At 36.0% G+C, this 17,466-nt stretch carries 18 protein-coding genes; 9 read left to right on the forward strand and 9 right to left on the reverse strand.

Features of this window, described 5'->3' with window-relative positions; all coding sequences use genetic code 11:
- Positions 1–2: 2 nt before the first annotated feature.
- From MTT30_RS09495 to rpsU, 9 genes are all read right to left on the reverse strand, one after another.
- On the reverse strand, positions 3–1,460 hold the full coding sequence (locus tag MTT30_RS09495; RefSeq protein ID WP_429801776.1) for a hypothetical protein: 1,458 nt from the start codon (positions 1,458–1,460) through the stop codon (positions 3–5).
- Positions 1,461–1,572: 112 nt separating this feature from the next.
- Positions 1,573–2,364 (reverse strand): YegJ family protein, encoded by a 792-nt coding sequence (locus tag MTT30_RS09500; protein ID WP_429801777.1) that lies wholly within the window; start codon positions 2,362–2,364, stop codon positions 1,573–1,575.
- A gap of 276 nt (positions 2,365–2,640) precedes the next feature.
- Positions 2,641–3,138, reverse strand: coding sequence for a YajQ family cyclic di-GMP-binding protein (locus MTT30_RS09505; RefSeq protein ID WP_429801778.1), 498 nt, complete (start codon positions 3,136–3,138; stop codon positions 2,641–2,643).
- Positions 3,139–3,154: 16 nt separating this feature from the next.
- Positions 3,155–3,913, reverse strand: coding sequence for a hypothetical protein (locus tag MTT30_RS09510; protein ID WP_429801779.1), 759 nt, complete (start codon positions 3,911–3,913; stop codon positions 3,155–3,157).
- Positions 3,913–4,848 (reverse strand): D-2-hydroxyacid dehydrogenase, encoded by a 936-nt coding sequence (locus MTT30_RS09515; protein WP_429801780.1) that lies wholly within the window; start codon positions 4,846–4,848, stop codon positions 3,913–3,915. Before MTT30_RS09515 ends, MTT30_RS09510 begins: the two co-directional genes overlap by 1 nt.
- 2 nt (positions 4,849–4,850) lie before the next feature.
- The gene (locus MTT30_RS09520; RefSeq protein ID WP_429801781.1) at positions 4,851–6,032 is read right to left on the reverse strand and encodes a glutathionylspermidine synthase family protein; all 1,182 of its coding nucleotides are present in this window, start codon (positions 6,030–6,032) and stop codon (positions 4,851–4,853) included.
- 3 nt (positions 6,033–6,035) lie between these two features.
- Positions 6,036–6,653, reverse strand: coding sequence for a UPF0323 family lipoprotein (locus tag MTT30_RS09525; protein ID WP_429801782.1), 618 nt, complete (start codon positions 6,651–6,653; stop codon positions 6,036–6,038).
- Positions 6,650–7,282, reverse strand: a complete 633-nt coding sequence (locus MTT30_RS09530) for a DNA-binding protein (protein ID WP_429801783.1) — start codon at positions 7,280–7,282, stop codon at positions 6,650–6,652. Before MTT30_RS09530 ends, MTT30_RS09525 begins: the two co-directional genes overlap by 4 nt.
- A gap of 103 nt (positions 7,283–7,385) precedes the next feature.
- A complete protein-coding gene (gene rpsU, locus MTT30_RS09535; protein WP_009294994.1) occupies positions 7,386–7,598 on the reverse strand; it encodes a 30S ribosomal protein S21 in 213 nt (70 codons plus the stop codon).
- A gap of 138 nt (positions 7,599–7,736) precedes the next feature.
- Here rpsU and ccoG point away from each other — a divergent pair, with 138 nt between their 5' ends.
- From ccoG to MTT30_RS09580, 9 genes are all read left to right on the forward strand, one after another.
- The gene (gene ccoG / locus MTT30_RS09540) at positions 7,737–9,062 is read left to right on the forward strand and encodes a cytochrome c oxidase accessory protein CcoG (protein WP_429801784.1); all 1,326 of its coding nucleotides are present in this window, start codon (positions 7,737–7,739) and stop codon (positions 9,060–9,062) included.
- Positions 9,063–9,092: 30 nt separating this feature from the next.
- Entirely contained in the window at positions 9,093–9,719 is a 627-nt protein-coding gene (locus MTT30_RS09545) for a TetR/AcrR family transcriptional regulator (RefSeq protein WP_429801785.1), read from the forward strand.
- Positions 9,720–9,827: 108 nt separating this feature from the next.
- Positions 9,828–10,985 (forward strand): efflux RND transporter periplasmic adaptor subunit, encoded by a 1,158-nt coding sequence (locus tag MTT30_RS09550; RefSeq protein WP_429801786.1) that lies wholly within the window; start codon positions 9,828–9,830, stop codon positions 10,983–10,985.
- A 10-nt stretch (positions 10,986–10,995) separates the two neighbouring features.
- Positions 10,996–14,121: an efflux RND transporter permease subunit gene (locus MTT30_RS09555; protein ID WP_429801787.1), complete on the forward strand. Its 3,126-nt coding sequence runs from the start codon at positions 10,996–10,998 to the stop codon at positions 14,119–14,121.
- Positions 14,111–15,493 carry an efflux transporter outer membrane subunit gene (locus MTT30_RS09560; RefSeq protein WP_429801788.1) on the forward strand — a complete coding sequence of 461 codons (1,383 nt, stop codon included), beginning with the start codon at positions 14,111–14,113 and terminating at the stop codon, positions 15,491–15,493. Before MTT30_RS09555 ends, MTT30_RS09560 begins: the two co-directional genes overlap by 11 nt.
- Before the next feature lie 16 nt (positions 15,494–15,509).
- Positions 15,510–15,737, forward strand: a complete 228-nt coding sequence (locus MTT30_RS09565; RefSeq protein WP_021090435.1) for a hypothetical protein — start codon at positions 15,510–15,512, stop codon at positions 15,735–15,737.
- A gap of 27 nt (positions 15,738–15,764) precedes the next feature.
- Entirely contained in the window at positions 15,765–16,454 is a 690-nt protein-coding gene (locus MTT30_RS09570) for a tRNA 2-selenouridine synthase (RefSeq protein ID WP_429801789.1), read from the forward strand.
- Positions 16,455–16,490: 36 nt separating this feature from the next.
- Positions 16,491–17,159: a tRNA 2-selenouridine synthase gene (locus MTT30_RS09575; protein ID WP_429801790.1), complete on the forward strand. Its 669-nt coding sequence runs from the start codon at positions 16,491–16,493 to the stop codon at positions 17,157–17,159.
- Positions 17,149–17,295 (forward strand): hypothetical protein, encoded by a 147-nt coding sequence (locus MTT30_RS09580; RefSeq protein WP_429801791.1) that lies wholly within the window; start codon positions 17,149–17,151, stop codon positions 17,293–17,295. The genes MTT30_RS09575 and MTT30_RS09580 overlap by 11 nt, the downstream gene beginning before the upstream one ends.
- Positions 17,296–17,466 lie beyond the last annotated feature (171 nt).

Below are 17,466 nucleotides of genomic sequence, written 5' to 3' on the forward strand. Positions count from 1 at the left end.
AGTCAAGTTATTATCAATATATGAGAAAACTGGCTTTTTTCAAATGGAGCTATTTTACTAATATCATAAATTCCTTTTGGTAAAGCACCCAATGCACTTTTTTCAATAGATAAATATTTATATTCAACATTTGCTATGCCAAGCCTATTTGCGAATTCATTTGTTACAAACCAAGAAAGAATTGCAAATACTACAATTATGAAAGCAACTACAAACTGAAGTAAGTCATTATTGTTATAAAAATATTCCAAACCTTTAAAGTATACAAGTGTCATAAGATAAAGTCCAACTATTGAAGAAAAAAACCATCCATTGAAACTAAAATTTTCGGGAAAGATTATTATTAATATAGCAACTTTACATAAAGAGAAAGTTGTAAATTTATCTGTGCAAATAACAATAATCAAATAAATAAATGATCCTATCAAAGAAAACCAAAATAAAACGTCAAGTGATTTGTTTATAATAGTATTTAATGTTGCCATACAAACCAATGTAAAAAGAGGAAGCAAAGAAAGCCCAAAGAAAAATATCCATCCTATATCTTTCTTGTGATAGCCTGGATAACATAAACAAGGCAAAATAAAGAAAAGAGAAATAGTTGCTAGCATAAAAAATAATGATACACCAACATATGCTACATCTGCTCCACCTAAATCAGGAACATATTTCAACTTAAATCCAAAATATGCAAAATAATAGATCATGCCAACCAAGCTAATGCCAGATAGTATCAATGGATGAAATTTTAAAAGAGCATTAAAATAGTCTTTTGTACCTCTTTCTTCAAAAGATTTTGTTAAATAATATTTAAAATGTTCGTTAGAAAGCAGTTTATTTTTTATTTTAATGCTATCCTTATTCAGTAATTCATTTTTTTTATCATTAATATACTTATCAGTGATTTTTACTTGCTCTTTTAAATCCCTTATAGAATTAGAATTTGAAATTTTATTTTTTATTTCATATATCAATTGATCTATTTTTGTTCTTGTATATTTTTCTTTTTCTGCACCTTCTTTAATGTTCTTTTCTAAATCTGATAATAAGTCTGAAATATTGTACTTCAAGTACTCAAAATCTGGAAAATGACTCTTACAAAAATCTTTAAAGTTTTTAATTGCCTCTACCTTGTCTTTGTCGTCGTTGTTTTTTGGTAAATTTGATAATGATAAAAAATTTTGATCGCTAATGCTATTTTGTAAACTATTTTTTATATTGGATATATTTTCTTTTAATATTAGGTCTTGATATGATAAAGTTAGTTCTTCATGAATGTTTATATTATCAAATTTAATCCTATTTTTTATCTCGGATATTTTGGAATATATTTGATGTTTTATTTCTCTTAGTTTTTTATAGAAAACATCAGGATCATCTTTATCCAAACCACTATATAATCTCTTTTCCTTGTTTAAAAGAACTATTAACTGACCGTATTTATTATCATATTTATCCAAGTTTTCAAAAGTTTCTCTTAAAAAAGTATGAATTCGTCTATCCTAGCAATATTATTTTCTTTCTGTTTTAAATTATCTTGATAATTCAAAGTTATCTCCTATAAAAATTTAACTAGCTAAGCACCTTCGCGATTTCGCTCCAGCCCAAATTCTCAGCAAAATCAGCCGCCATTTTGCCACTTTTTGTCCGGGCATTTTTATCAGCACCGTTTTCTAGCAAAAGATTTACAAGGTTTAAATTCCCAGCGATCGCCTCGTGGTGAAGCTGCGTATAGCCAATTTCATCAGCGTCCGTGACCATATTTGGGTGCTCTTTTATATATTGCCTTACTTGCTCATATGTATTTTTGCTCATTGGATGTTCTATCAAATTTTCAGGGTGTTCTTTTTGCTCGTAAACTACCAAAATATCGTTAAAATCGCCAAAATCAAGCCCCCACTCTTTATCGTGCTCTTTTAGCTCTTTCTTTTGCATGCGTGAGCGCATCGCCTGCACGCTAAATCCGCCGTATGCGCGTCCATCTATCGAAAAGAGCCAGTCACTCATCTCATCTATCTTCGCGCTTACTTGATCACCAACTTTTACGTTTTGCACGCTATCAGGCTCATTTATGAGTGTACCATATATCGTTTCGCCGTCAAATTCCACATCGTCTATCCACATGTGCTCGCCAACTTCTTCGCCATTTACGACATCTAAGAAACAAATTTTTACCATCGCATAATCAAGCATAGGTACGATCCTGTGGCGCTCCCAGTAAACCTCACGCCAAAAATATCTAAAGCTCTCTCTGGCCTGCTCAAACGCACGCTGCATGTAGTCTTCGTCGCTACTTACAAAATAGATCGGCATTTGCTTGCCAAGATCGATTTGTTTACCGAGAATTTTCTTAAAAAAGCTCATTTTTTTGTCCTTATTTTTTATTTTAGATAGATCAAATTTGAATGCAAAATGATAAGGCGAAATTTTATCAACGAATACGCCAAATTTTAGATACAAAATCATACGAAATTTCGCAAATTTATCCAAGCAATTTGCCAAATTTTAACATGAAAATCATGCGACGTTTTCTCAAAATTAGGCTAGGCGATTTAAATTTTTGTGACGGGAGTTACCGAGAGTGGGTAATGACCTAGCAAAAATTTGAATCAACAACGCATAATGAAGCGAAAATGCGTGCTATTTTAGGTTTTTAAAGCTTATCGGAAGTTCTAAATTTAACCCCCTCACTAGCTTTATACACTCCTGTAAGTCATCTATACTTTTGCTTGTCACCCTGATGTCTTCGCCTCTTATCTGCGCGCTCACCTTGATCTTTGAGTCTTTGATCGCTTTGGTGATCTTTTTTGAGTTTTCGCCATCAAGCGTGTCGTTTAGCTTTAGCGTCGCCTTTAAATTTCCGCCACTTGCCAGCTCTCTTTTTGTCTCTGTGATCGCTACTGGTGGGATGTTTCGCTTGATGAGCTTTGAGATCACGATGTCTTTTAATGCATCGATCTTGTTGTCGCTTGAGCTAAGAAGCGTGATAAATTTCTCCTTTTCATTTAGCTCGACCTCGGCCGCAAGTCCTTTAAAGTCATACCTCGCAGCAATCTCTTTTTTCGCTGTCTCAAGAGCGTTTTTAACCTCCATCATATCGACCTCAGCACTTATATCAAAGCTATGTTCGGTTGCCATTTTTATCCTTTCAAATTTATTTAAATAGCCCTTTGATCTTCTCAAAAATCGACTTTTTGCCAGTCTCTTCTTGATTTATCGCCTCGCCAATCTGCTGCACTGCGATCTGTGCGTAGATAATAGCACCCTTTGGATCGCAGTTAAAGAGATTTGAATATGAGCTTGATTTGTTTAGATCAAGTGGATTTGGCTCCACGACCTCAGTGGCCTCGAGCAGGCCTATTTCTAGCTCGCATGCGTAGTTTAGCGCATCTAAAAATGCAGGTAAATTTTGAGCGTAAAAGCCATCAATTGCCTCTTTTATCTCACCACCTGCTTCATAGTCAGCTTTTAGTTTAGCTACGTTTTGAGCGTTTACATAAGCGCCACAACAGTAGTTTTCGGTGATCTCATTATAAATTTCACCACTAAATTTATCCAAAAACTCACTTGGTAAAATTTCTCGCCAGTTGCTGACGTAGTTTTTAAATTTCTCGTTTTGCTGCGCCAAAGAGCTTAGCGATGTACCACGAGTGTAGAAATACTTTCTAAAAAATCCTTGCGTGACGGCGATACAAAAGCCGTGAGTTTTGTTAAAAATTTCATCGTCTTTATACTGCAACGCAGCACTTAGCGTATCTTTGTACTTTTGTGCGTAAAATTCCTCTACGCCAGCCTTGCTAGCAAGTGCTAAAACCTCGTCAAATTTACCAGCCCTTACAAGCTCAAGTGCCTCAAAATACCACTTTGAAATTTCATCTTCGCTAATGGCGTGATAGCTTATATCATAGCCCATTACTTGCTCTCATTGATGAAATTTTCGATGTTTGCGACAATCTTTGCGATGAGCGTCTTTCTAGCCTCCAAGCTGCCCCACGCTACGTGCGGCGTGATGAGTAGATTTTCTTTATTTTTTACATTTAAAAATGGGCTATTTTCGCTCATCGGTTCGCTTTCTAAAACGTCCGTACCAAAGCGTAAATTTCTCTCATCTATCGCTCTTGCCATCGCTACTTCGTCTACTATGCCGCCGCGTCCTAAATTTAGCACTATCGCATCATCTTTTAGTAAATTTATCTCGTTTATACCTAGTAAATTTCTAGTCTTTTCATTTAGTGGTGCATGGATGCTGATGATGTCGCTGCTTATTAGTAGCTCGTCTAAGCTTTTTTGCCTAAATTCGCTATTTTTATTTACTCCGCTTGTCGAGTAGTAGCTCACGTTTGCGCCAAATGCGCGCGACACTACCGCCACGCCACGTCCTATCTCGCCAAGTCCGATGATGCCAAATTCTTTGCCAGCGATCTCGCTGATGTTTGCGCCAAGATAGGTAAAAATTTCGCTCCTCACCCACTCGCCACTTTTTACGTATTCATCATAAAATTTTATGTGATTTGTTAGCTCAAAAAGCATCGCAAACGTATGCTGCACGACGCTTGCGGTTGAGTAGCCAGCGACATTTTTAACAGCTATGTTTTTAGCTTTTGCATGCTCTAGATCAACATTATTCATCCCAGTTGCGCTTATGCAGATAAGCTTTAAATTTAGCGCGTCCATCACAGCTTTGTCGATGACGACCTTATTTGTGATGACAACATCAACGCCCTTTAGACGGGGCACGACCTCTTCGCTTTTGGTTTTTTGGTAGCTGATAAACTCGCCAAATTTCTTAAAAACACTAAGATCAACGTTCTCTCCCAGCGTTGCCGCGTCTAAACAAACGATCTTCATCTTTAGTCCTTAATGAAATGTCCTACAAATTTAGAGTAGTTATCTAAAATTTTGCCGCCCTTTCTATATCCAAGCGCACACGCTTCATAAGCGTAAAATACGCCGGCTTGGTAGTTATCGCCTCTCTCATCTTGGTTAAACTCGTAAAATTCTTGATAGATAGCTTTGTTTGAGTCGTATTCGCCGTCGTTGCTTGCTATTTTTGCACCGTTTTCATCATGTATCGAGACGTTTGCGCCCTCCCTACCAAAGAGTGGTTTTTTCACATATTTTTTACCCTTTAGTGGCTCGTTTGAGGTCTCAAGCAAGAGTGGGTGATTAGGATATAGATCCCAAAGAATTTTTAAAATTCCCTTGCTTTGAAAAAGCAGCGTATAGGCGGGATTTATGATGATGGCTTTTTGGTTTTTGATGATATTTGAAAGTATAAGTGCTAGCTCACCTTCGTCGATCGCTATGCTCTCCCAAGGCACAAGCTTAAACCAGTATTCAAAATTTTCATCATTTTTAAAAATGCCCTCATCATCGTTAAAAACGACCTCATCAACGTAAGCAAAGTCGGTTTTAAAGCCGGCTTCTTTTGCGATGTATTGTAGTAATTTTACGGTTTGCTCATCCTCGATACTGCCAGCGATAGAGCTAAAGAGTATCCCCCAGCCCTCGTAAACATCCTCAAAATTTACATTATTATCGCCAAGCGTGATAAGGCGTTTAAAATTTTGCTTTAGAGCTTCGTAAAGGTTATTAAATTGTTCAGCTTCATCCATGTGATTTAGCTTTAGCATCGCCCACTGAATGATCGCTGTTTCAAAGACTGCCGTTGGCGTATCGGCGTTAAATTCGATCAGTTTTATCGGCTTGCCATCAAGCCCACCAGCAAGATCAAATCTGCCATAAAGATGCCAGTGAACGTCATTTTCCCAGCTTTTTTTGATACTATCAACGAGGTTAAATGGTATGCCTATCTCGTGAAAAAGGTTGTTGTCAATGACGTACTGAGCGGCATTTACGTACATATCATATAGCTCATTTGCTGCTTCGTAGTAAGCATCCGCCTCGCTTGCTTTTACCTGTACGATCTCATCTGCGATATATGAGCTGTTATCGTTATCTGTATGCCACGCAAAGCCGATTTTTCCCATAAATTCGTTATTTAACGGGGTGATTTTTCTTAAATTTATCATTTTTCAGCCTCCAAAGCTTGATGAGCTAGAGCTTGATTTTGAGCCACCACCGAAAAATCCGCTCTTGCCGCCACTACTTCTTGCAGCAGAATTTGCCGCTTTTTGCTTGTTAAAACTATCAACGCTTCTTGTGTATGCACTTGGATTTTTGTAAGAATTTTGACGAGTAGCTTGGAAATTTTGATTTCCAAAAAGCTTGCTACCTATCCAGCTACCAAGTATCGCACCGGCTGCTGAGGCAAGTATCGTCTCACCAAGACTTAGCCCACCGCTACTTAGCTGGGCGTCGCTCGTTTTTGTTAAATTTGAAGTGCCATTGTCGATATTTGCGTTTGCTTGAGCTAGGAGCTTATCGATCTCGTCTTTGCTTAGCATACGCTCAGTGCCGTTGATATCTTTTAACACGACTCTAGTTTCAGTACTTGGATACTCTTCTAAAATTTTATAAACTCCAGGTGCGCTCTCTTCGATGATGACAAAGGCACCATTTTTTTGTGCAACCTCATTTAGTGCGTTTTCATTACCGCCATTGTTACTGCCGCAACCAGCAAGGCCAGCCATAACGATCGCACCAAATCCGCCTACTGCAGCATAAGTAGCTATCTTTTTAATGTGTTTCATATCTCTCCTATCAACTCTTTTAAATTTTTATGTCTTCTAACAAGTATCACACCTCGTTTAAATTTTATAAATTTTGAGTGGTGTATTGCTTTTATTATCTTTTCACTGGCTTTTTTCGTTGCCTTTGGCTTTAGATTTAGCTCCTTTAAAAATTCACTTAAATTTATCCATTTTGACTCATTTTCTATCTCGGCCTCTATCGCTTCATTATTTGGCATATCGTCATTTTTTTGTGCTAAAAGTGGCCTTTGCATAGCATTTAGAAACTGCATGAGTTTCTCATCTCTATCTTTATAAATTTGCAAAATTTCATTTTTTCGCTCGATTAGCATCTGCTCTTTTTCTTTAAAAAGCCTGTCCTTGTCAGCTTGCAAGTTTAAATTTAAACTCTTTAACTCGCTTAACTCATTTAGCAAATAATTTACAAACTCATCATTTTGGGATTTAGTTTTTGTACTTTTTGGAGCGGATTTTGTGACTTTTTCGCTACTTGGTTTCTCATCAAGGATGACAAATTTTGTGCCATTTTCAATGACTGTATTTATCGAACCACGGCGGATTCTATTATAGACTGCTTCTTTTGTTATGCCTAAAATTTCTGCAGCTTCGTTTATAGCTAGCTTTTGCATCGAATTTCCGTTTAAAATAAAATAAAAAAATTGCTTTGATTATAAAAAAATAAGGCTAAAAGAAGAGTTAAACAAAGAGAGCAAAGCCCTCTTTGTCTTGGTTTTAGAGTCTTGACTCGTAGCGTCTAAGCATATAAAGACGTTTAAGCATTTTCTTACGAGCAGCAATTTTTTGTTTCTTGCGGATCTCAGTTTTAGGCTCAAAGAAGCGTCTAGCTCTTGCTTCAGTTACTACTAAGTTACGGTCAGTTTGTTTCTTAAACTTTCTGTAACCCTCGTCAAATGACTCGTTAGGATGTACCTTAATACCAGGCAACGTCCTCACCACCTTTCAGATTAAAATAAGCCGTGAGTATAGTTTAATTTTCATAAATTTAAGCTTTTAACTATTTTTTTTTAAAACTCTTTTAATGCCATAAGCTTTATAATCATAAAATTTCAAAAAAGGCTTATTATGTCAAAGGATTTTCATCTTAGCTACGCCAAGAGGCGTTACATTTTTTTCGCCTGTATTACGCTATTTGTCTTTGTTTTGCCATTTATCAGAGTAAATGATGCGCAGCTATTTTTGCTAAGTTTTGATAAAAGTAGAGTTGATCTCTTTTTTACAAAATTTGATATGCAAGAGCTGTACTTGCTACCATTTTTATTTATTATTTTGTTCTTAAGCATATTTTTTCTAACGACACTTGCAGGGCGCGTTTGGTGCGGTTGGAGCTGTCCGCAAACTATTTTTAGAACGATATTTCGTGACCTTTTGCAAACTAAAATTTTAAAGGTCAGAAAAAATATACAAAATAAGCAGAATGAGCCAAAAGGACAAATTTTAAAGCGTGCTTTAGCAGTTGGAATTTGGTGTATTTTAGCCCTTATCATAGCTGCAAATTTCATGTGGTTTTTTGTGCCGCCATTTGATTTTTTAGCCTATATAAGCGAGCCAAGCGAACATAAAATTTTACTTGCATTTTGGCTTGGCATAGCCGCTTGGCTAGTCTATGACGTGGTCATTTTAAAAGAGAATTTCTGCGTCTATGTCTGCCCGTATGCGAGGGTGCAATCAGTAATGTTTGATAACGATACGATCCAAGTTATTTACAATCAAAAAAGAGGCGGCGTAATCTATAATGGACAAGAGAAATTTAAAAAGCCAAAAGAAGAGGGTGCGCTATGTACTGGCTGCGAGGCATGCGTGAGGATATGCCCAACACACATTGATATAAGAAAAGGTATGCAGCTTGAATGTATAAATTGTCTAGAGTGTAGCGATGCTTGCGCTAAAGTGATGAAGCATTTTGATGAAAGCTCGCTTATTGAGTGGAGAAGTATAAATTCTATAAAAGAGCAAAAAAGAGTCAAAATTTTACGCTTTAGAACGGTTGCTTATCTTGTCATTTTGGGCATTATTTTGACAGCTGGGGTATTGATGAGTGGCAAAAAAGAAAGTATGCTTTTAAATATAAATAGAACAAGCGAGCTTTATAAAATTTTAGGTGAAAATGAAGTCGAAAATTCTTACGTATTTTTGGTGCAAAACACACAAAATAAAGAGCACGCCTTTTACTTTGAAGTAGACGATAAGAATATAGAAATTTCTCGTCCAAATAAGCCATTTATATTAAAAGCTGGCGCAAAACAACGAGTAATCGTCACGCTAAAATCAAAAAATGAAAATTTAAGCGATAAAGATCTTTTAAAACATATAAATATAAAAGCCTACGCCACTGACGAGCCAGCTATCAGCGTTCAAAGGCAAAGCACTTTTATCTATCCTAAAGGATGATAAAATAGCAAAAATTTAACAGGAAATAAGATGGCGATCTCAGAAAAGGGTAAAAAAAGATACGAACTTATCGTAAAAACAGCACTTGAGCTATTTTTAGAAAAAGGATACGAAAAGACAAGCTTAAGTGATATCGTAGCGATAAGTTGCGGATCGCTTTCTAGCATTTATACATTTTTTGAGAACAAAGAGGGGCTTTTTGAGGCGATCGTTGAGCAAGAGATAGATAGCCTTATAAAAGAGATCGATGAGAAAATAGATCTTAAAATTTCTCACAGCTTGGAGGAATTTTTAACCAAATTTGCAACCATAATATTTTCTATTACTTGTAGCAAAAGGCATATCTCTCTTGGTAGGATAATGATGAGCGAGGGTTCTAAAAATGGTGGCAAGCTTGGTAAGACGTTTTTAGATCAAATTTTAAAAAAGATCGATCTTGTGCTTATAAATTTCTTTGAAAGAGACGAAGTAAAAGCCAAACTTGATCCAAAATTTTCAGCCAAATTTGCTGCAAAGTACTTTATACAAAGCGTGATCGGGGCTTATTACTATGATTCGCTTTTGATAAATGAAGAACCAAAGCTTAGTGAAAGAGAGCGTAAAAAGCATATTGGCTTGTGTGTAGAGCTGTTTTTGAATGGAATTGGTAAAAAATAAAATTGACTTTTTATTTGTTTTCTAATAGAATCGAGAACTTTAAATTTTTGTAACAATTATTACAAAAACTAAATATGATATTAAAATTTAAAATTAAGAGAGGTTTTTATGGCAAATTTTAAGAGTGTTCTTGTGCTTTCGGTTGCAGTTTTATTTCTAAGTGGTTGTTTTGAAAATAAAGAGAATAAAGCGGCAGCAGGTCGCCAGATGCCGCTATCTCATGTGGATATTTTTACCGCACAAAAAACAGACATGCCTATTAGTTTTGATTACACCGCAACGGTTACAAGTAGTCAAGATGTTATTATCTATCCAAAAGTTGGCGGAACTATCATAAAGCAGTTTTTCAAGCCAGGAAGTAAAGTAAAAGCGGGCGATAAGTTATTTTTGATAGATCCAGAAAAATATCAAGCTAGCTTTGACTCACTTGATGCCTCTGTTGGAGTAGCAAATGCAAATTTAAAAAATGCCGAGACCGAGTTTAAAAGAATTTCTGCCCTTTATAAGAAAAATGCAGTCTCTCAAAAAGACTACGACGCAGCAGTTGCAGCCTATGATATTGCAAATGCAAATTTAGTAAGTGCAAAAGCAAATTTAAAAAATGCAAAAATAGATCTTGGCTACACGACTATCACAGCGCCATTTGACGGTGTAGTGGGCGATAACCAAGTAGATGTTGGCTCGCTTGTCGTAGCAAACCAAACAAAACTTGTAAGGCTTACAAAAATAAATCCTATTGAAGCAGAATTTTATATCGCTGATGTGGATAATCTAACTAGAAAGACAAATTTGGATAACGGCTCATGGCAGCAGCTAAATAGTGACGCTGTGTTAAGTGTCAATGGAGAAAATTTTAATGGTAAAGTAAATTTTATAGATAACGTTGTAAATACTGCAACTGGTAGCGTTTTGGCAAAGGCTAGTTTTGATAATAGTGAAGGTAAAATTTTACCAGGTGCGTTTGGTCATATAAAGATGAGCGGCTTTGTTCAAAAAAATGCCTTTAACATACCGCAAGTTGCCCTTCAGCAAAGCGCTACAAACACTTATGTTTTAGTCGTAAAAGATGGCAAAGTAAGCCAAAAAAATGTAAAAATAGGATATCAAACAAAAAATATGGTAGCAGTCACTGAAGGTCTTGAAGATGGCGATAAGATAATAGTTAATAACTTCCTTAAAATCGGAGTTGGCGCACCAGTTGAAACTGATAAAGACTTAAGCGCAAATTTCTTAAACAAAGATGCAAACGCTACAAGTAGCAAGTAAAGGCAGATAGATGTTTTCAAGATTTTTCATAAACCGCCCGATATTTGCAACTGTTATATCTATCATCATAGTTATAGCAGGTTTTATGGGTATCAAGGGGCTTCCTATAGAGGAGTATCCAAGTCTTACCCCGCCTACTGTCTCTGTAAGTGCGACATATAGCGGCGCTGATGCGCAGACTATCGCCGACTCAGTCGCAAGTGCCATTGAAGATCAGATAAATGGTGTTGAGAATATGCTCTATATGCAAAGTACATCAAGCTCAGCAGGTACTATGAATATAAGCGTATATTTTAAGATCGGCTCATCGTCAAAACAAGCTACGATCGATGTAAATAACCGCGTGCAAGCAGCTCTTTCAAGATTGCCCCAAGAAGTGCAAAATATGGGCGTAACAGTGCGTGAAAGAAGTGGCTCGATCCTTCAAGTTGTTGGCTTTACAAATCCAAATATGGATTTGATCGAACTATATAACTATGTAAATTTAAATATTGCTGATGAGATAAAAAGGGTTAGTGGTATAGGTGATACAGTATTGATAGGTACTAAAGAGTATTCTATGAGAATTTGGCTAAAGCCAGATAGACTAGCTCATTTTAAACTAACTCCAAGTGACGTCATTTCTCAAGTAAAAATTCAAAACTCACAATACGCTGCTGGCAAGATAGGCGAACAGCCATCTGATGGTGGTAATCCTTATGTTTATTCTGTTCGTACCGATGGACGTCTTAAAAATGCAACCCAGTTTGGCGATATAATAATTAAAAGTTCTGATGGATCAGTATTGAAGCTAAAAGATGTAGCTACCATAGAGCTTGGAGCAGCTAGCTATGCTAACGACGCGATGTTAAACGGCAAACCAGCTATTCCTCTTTTGCTATTTTTACAAAACGATGCGAATGCTCTTGCTACTGCAAATGCTGTAAAAGAAAAGCTTAACGAGCTAAAGAAAACTTATCCTGTTGGCCTAGAGCACACCATAGCTTACAATCCAACAGAATTTATAGATGTTTCAATTGATGAGGTTATAAAAACTTTCATTGAAGCGATGGTACTCGTCTTAATCGTAATGTACTTTTTCTTAAAAAGTTTTCGGGCGACTATCATTCCGATGCTTGCTGTGCCAGTTTCTATCATAGGTACATTTGGCGGACTTTATGTAATGGGCTTTAGTATAAATTTGATTACACTTTTTGCCTTAGTTCTTGCTATTGGTATCGTCGTAGATGATGCTATTATCGTCATAGAAAATGTCGAGAGAATTTTGCATGAAGATAAAGAGATCAGCGTAAAAGACGCGACATTTAAGGCAATGGAGGAGGTGCAAACTCCGGTTATCTCTATCGTACTCGTGCTTTGCGCAGTTTTCGTGCCAGTTTCATTTATGGAAGGCTTTGTTGGCGTTATACAAAAGCAGTTTGCTCTAACACTTGTTATTTCTGTTTGTATCTCAGGCTTTGTTGCTCTTACACTTACGCCAGCGCTTTGTGCGGTTATGCTTAAGAAACAAGAGAGCAAGCCATTTTGGATAGTTCAGAAATTTAACGACTTCTTTGACTTTAGCACTAGACTCTTTACGGCTGGAGTGGCTAAAATTTTAAGGCATATTATTATTAGCTTTATTGTAATTGGTATTTTAGGATTTGCCACTTATAAGCTATTTGATGCTGTGCCAAAAGGACTTGTGCCTTCAGAAGACAAGGGTGCTTTAATGGTTATCACCTCACTTCCGCCTTCAACAAATATGCTAAAGACAAAAGAAGAAGTAGTCTCGATTAGCAACGCCATTTTAAGCAACCCAAATGTTGAGTTTACTATGGCTTTTGCAGGTTATGACATACTAGCTAGCTCGCTTAGGGAAAATTCAGCCGTTAGCTTTATAAAGCTAAAAGATTGGAGTGAGAGAAAAGGCGTTAACAATGGAGCTGATACATTAGCTGGCCAGTTTAATGGTATGCTTTGGGGCTCAAAAAACTCAATGACATTTGTTGTAAATTTACCGCCTATTATGGGTCTATCAATGACTGGTGGCTTTGAGATGTATCTACAAAATAAAAGCGGCAAGAGTTACAACGAGATAGAAGCAGATGCTAGAAAGGTAGCTGCAGCAGCAAACGCAAGACCTGAGCTAACAAATGTCAGAACCACGCTTGAGACAAATTATCGTCAGTTCAAGATAACAGTTGATAAAGAAAAAGCTAAATTATTTGGTGTAAGCGAGAGTGAAATTTTTAGCACGGTAGCAGCTACTTTTGGCTCTTACTATATAAATGACTTCAATCTTGCTGGTAAATCTTACCGAGTATATGCAAGAGCTGAGGAAAGTTTTAGAAATAATCCTGAGGATCTAAGAAAAATTTTCGTCCGCTCATATGATGGCGGCATGGTGCCACTAAATTCAGTAGCAACACTTGCAAGAACGATTGGACCTGATATCGTTGATAGATTTAACCTCTTTCCATCAGCTAAGATCATGGGCGATCCAAAACCTGGCTATACGTCAGGCGATGCGATCAGAGCGATCCAAGAGGTCGTAAATGACACGCTAAGCAGCGAGGACTACGCTATAAGCTGGGCGGGAACGGCGTATCAAGAGGTAAATTCTCAGGGTACTGGCACGGTTGCTTTTATCTTTGGTATGATCTTTGTATTTCTCATCCTTGCTGCTCAGTACGAGAGATGGCTCATTCCACTTGCGGTTATCACAGCCGTTCCATTTGCGGTATTTGGCTCGTTGCTAGCTGTTTGGATAAGAGGCCTAACAAATGATATCTACTTTGAGATCGGACTCTTGCTACTCATCGGTCTGGCGGCTAAAAATGCCATTTTGATCGTAGAGTTTGCAATGCAAGAGCGTGATAGTGGTAAGAGTATATTTGACTCAGCGATAAATGCAGCTAGACTTCGCTTTAGACCAATTGTAATGACATCAATCGCATTTACACTTGGCGTATTTCCTATGGTTATAAGCGCAGGCGCAGGCGCTGCATCTCGCCATTCGCTTGGAACTGGCGTGGTTGGTGGCATGATCGCTTCTACGACGATAGCGATATTTTTTGTACCGTTGTTTTACTATTTGCTTGAAAATTTAAATGAAAAATACTGGAAAAAGGGAGCAAAAAAAGATGAGAAATAAGGCGTTTATACTTATAACGGCGGCGTTTTTAACTGGTTGCTCATTTCGTCCAGATATGCCAAATGTAGATACAAATTTCACATCTACTTACACTTATGAGACAAGCGATATAAGGGATCTTTGGTGGAGAGAATTTAACGATGAAAATTTAAATTCTCTAGTAGAAAATGCACTTGAGAAAAATACAAATTTACGTGTTGCTTATTTAAATTTAGAGAAAGCAAAAGCAAGCCTTGGCGTAGCTGAGGCAGATTTGCTTCCTGGTATAAATTTAAATGTAGGCTACGAAAAAGCAAAAAGTAGCGGCGAAACATATACTAAACAACCACAAACTCGTTATAGAAAATCAGATATAAATTTAGGATTAAACTATGAGATTGATCTTTGGGGTAGAGTAAGAAATAATGTAGCTGCGGCCGAAGAAAGCCTAAATGCAACCAAATTTGACTACGATAGCGCGAGACTAAGTATCAGCTCAAGTGTTGCAAAAAGCTACTTTGCGTTAGTTTCATTAAATATGCAAGAAGCTGTGCTAAGAGAGACTTTAAAAACTTATGAAGACACGCTAGCGCTTCGCAAAACACAGCTTGATCTTGGAAGCATAAACGAGATGACCTATTTGCAAAGCAAGGCAGCAGTAGAAAGCGCTAAGACCAATCTTACTTCTATATTAAATGCAAAGTCAAAAGCTATCACCTCACTAGCTATCTTGACTGGTAAAAGTAATAATGAAATTTTAAGTGGAGCTATTGCTAGCTCGCAAAATTTACCAGCTTCTCCCGAGATAAGTGCTGGCATTAGTTCTGAAATTTTGCTAAGAAGAAGCGACGTGGCAAAGGCACTGGCTGATTTAAAAGCTACAAATGCTCTTGTTGGTGTTGCAAGGGCTGAGTATTTTCCAAGCATTTCACTGACTGGACTTTTTGGCTTTTCAAGTATTGATTTTGAAAATATCTTTGTTGGAAATGCCAATACATGGAGTATAGGGGGCTCTTTAGCTCAGAAAATTTTTGATTTTGGTAGGACAAAAAATAATGTAGCGGTGGCTAAAACAAATGAACAAATTGCCGCTGTTAATTATGAAGCAGCGGTAAAATCGGCTCTTGGCGAAGTAAGAGATGCGCTTGTTTCAAGGCAAAATGCAAAAATTTCTTTGGAACAAGTGAAAAATTTGCTAAAATCCCAACAAAGAATTTACTCGCTTGCTAAAGAGCAATATGATGCTGGCTATATTGGACATTTAGAGCTTCTTGATGCGGAGAGAAATTTGCTTCAAGCAAAATTACAAGATGTCTCGGCAAAGCTTGATGAGGTCGATAGCGCAGTCGAAGTTTATAGAGCTTTTGGTGGCGGTTTTAAGTTAGAAAAATAATTAAAAAGGAGAGAAATTGGGAACTAAGATATTAAATTTCTTGTTTTCTTGGGGTTTTTTCGTTTTTGCTATCGCTCTTGGCGTAGCATTATGGTTTGCGATAAATTACGTGGATACATTTAGGCTTGAGTCAAGCTTTTATGATATCGGTGAGATATTTATGATGGCGGCTGTTTTTTGTATTGCTTTTTATGTGATCGCAGCAATATTTGTTATTCCTATTAGAGCGATCAAAAAATCTTAATCTTTCATCTAAGGACAAAATCCTTAGATGAACTCCTTGACTTCATTATGTAAAATTCTTAGATTTTTGATTATTTATTTTAAAAATTTATTTATGAAATTTACCGCATTTATATTACTACTTCTAACAAGTATATTCTTAATAGCTTGCTCAGCTAATCAAGCAAACAAAAAGATAAGTAACTCTGAACTAGAAAACTTAGCTAAACAATATGGTGGAGTATATATATTTGATGAGAAATTTGAGAAAGAGATAGAGAAAAGAGAAGCTGAGAGAAAAGAGTTAAGTAAAAAAATGAAAGGTAGAGATTTGGGTGATGGGCTTTACGCTATTGATCCAAAGCCTATTAATGAAAAACTTCCACGAATTCTCTCAAATGGTAAAAGATACTATACTCGCTGGATAGATTATGAGAACCAAGCTGGTAAAGAGGCCAAAGTACCAGAAGTTTATATAAATAAGATAAAAGAATTTATTGGAGATGATTTTAGCAAACAAAGACCAGAATTACTAATGCTTTATCTATATGAAGACAAAGATATGGCTATACCTGTAACTGTAAGAGTATCTTATACATATGTAAAGACCAGCTATGGCTTATATGGTGACGAAGGAAGGGGTTTTAAATTAAGTAAACAAAATTTTGTAACAAGAACTAGTAAAGATAGATTCATTCTAATAAACAACAAATTTATAAAAGCAAACAAGGACAAGTAAGTGCAAACTAAAATTTCAAACATAAAAGGATAATCAATGAAATTTCTAGCTATAACACTCTTACTTCTAACAAGTATATTCTTAATAGCTTGCTCAGCTAATCAAGCAAATAAAAAGATAAGTAACTCTGAACTAGAAAACTTAGCTAAACAATATGGTGGAGTGTATATATTTAATCAAAAATTTGTTGATGAGATAGAGAGAAGAGAAAAAGAAAGAGAAGAGCTAGCCAAAAATTTAGGTGATAAAATAAGATCTAATCCTAGAAAGATAAAACAAGGTGATAAATTTATAACGATATATGATGTAGACATGACCTTGGTAAATCAAAAATTCCCTCAAACCCTCTCAAATGGTAAAAAATATTATATTCGTTGGATAGATTATGAAAGAGATACCGGTAAAAAAGCAGAAGTACCAGAAATTTATATAAATAAAATAAAAGAATTTATTGGAGATAATTTTTTAAAAGAAGAACCTAGAATTTATCCTAAATATATGTATTTTGATGGAAAAGAGATGAGAATTATAAAAATATATCTTTCATATACTTATATTGAAACCAAATATGGACTATTTGGTGATGAAGGTAGAGGTGTATCATTTACCAAAGAGTCTTTTGGTACAAAATCAGGAGATAATATTTTCTACTTAACAAACAACAAATTTCATAAAAGCAAACAAGGACAAGCAAGTGCAAACTAAAAAATCAAATAAAGAGCTAATAAATTGCTTTAAAGACTATATTGATATAGCTGATGCAAGTGATGCAAGTTATGCAATGCTTCATAATGTATTTGAGAATGAAAGAAATGGACTTGATGAGCTTTATGATAAATGAAGTAAGCTATAAAAATACTTGAAATAAATTTTTATCTACATAATAAATTTAATAAACCCCAAACAGCACATAATAAATTAATAATATTATAAATACAATAACAATAAAATATCCAAACTAAAATTTCAAACATAAAAGGATAACCAATGAAATTTCTAGCTATAACACTCT

The sequence above is a fragment of the Campylobacter concisus genome (genome assembly GCF_050447445.1).
Taxonomy (GTDB): domain Bacteria; phylum Campylobacterota; class Campylobacteria; order Campylobacterales; family Campylobacteraceae; genus Campylobacter_A; species Campylobacter_A concisus_BI.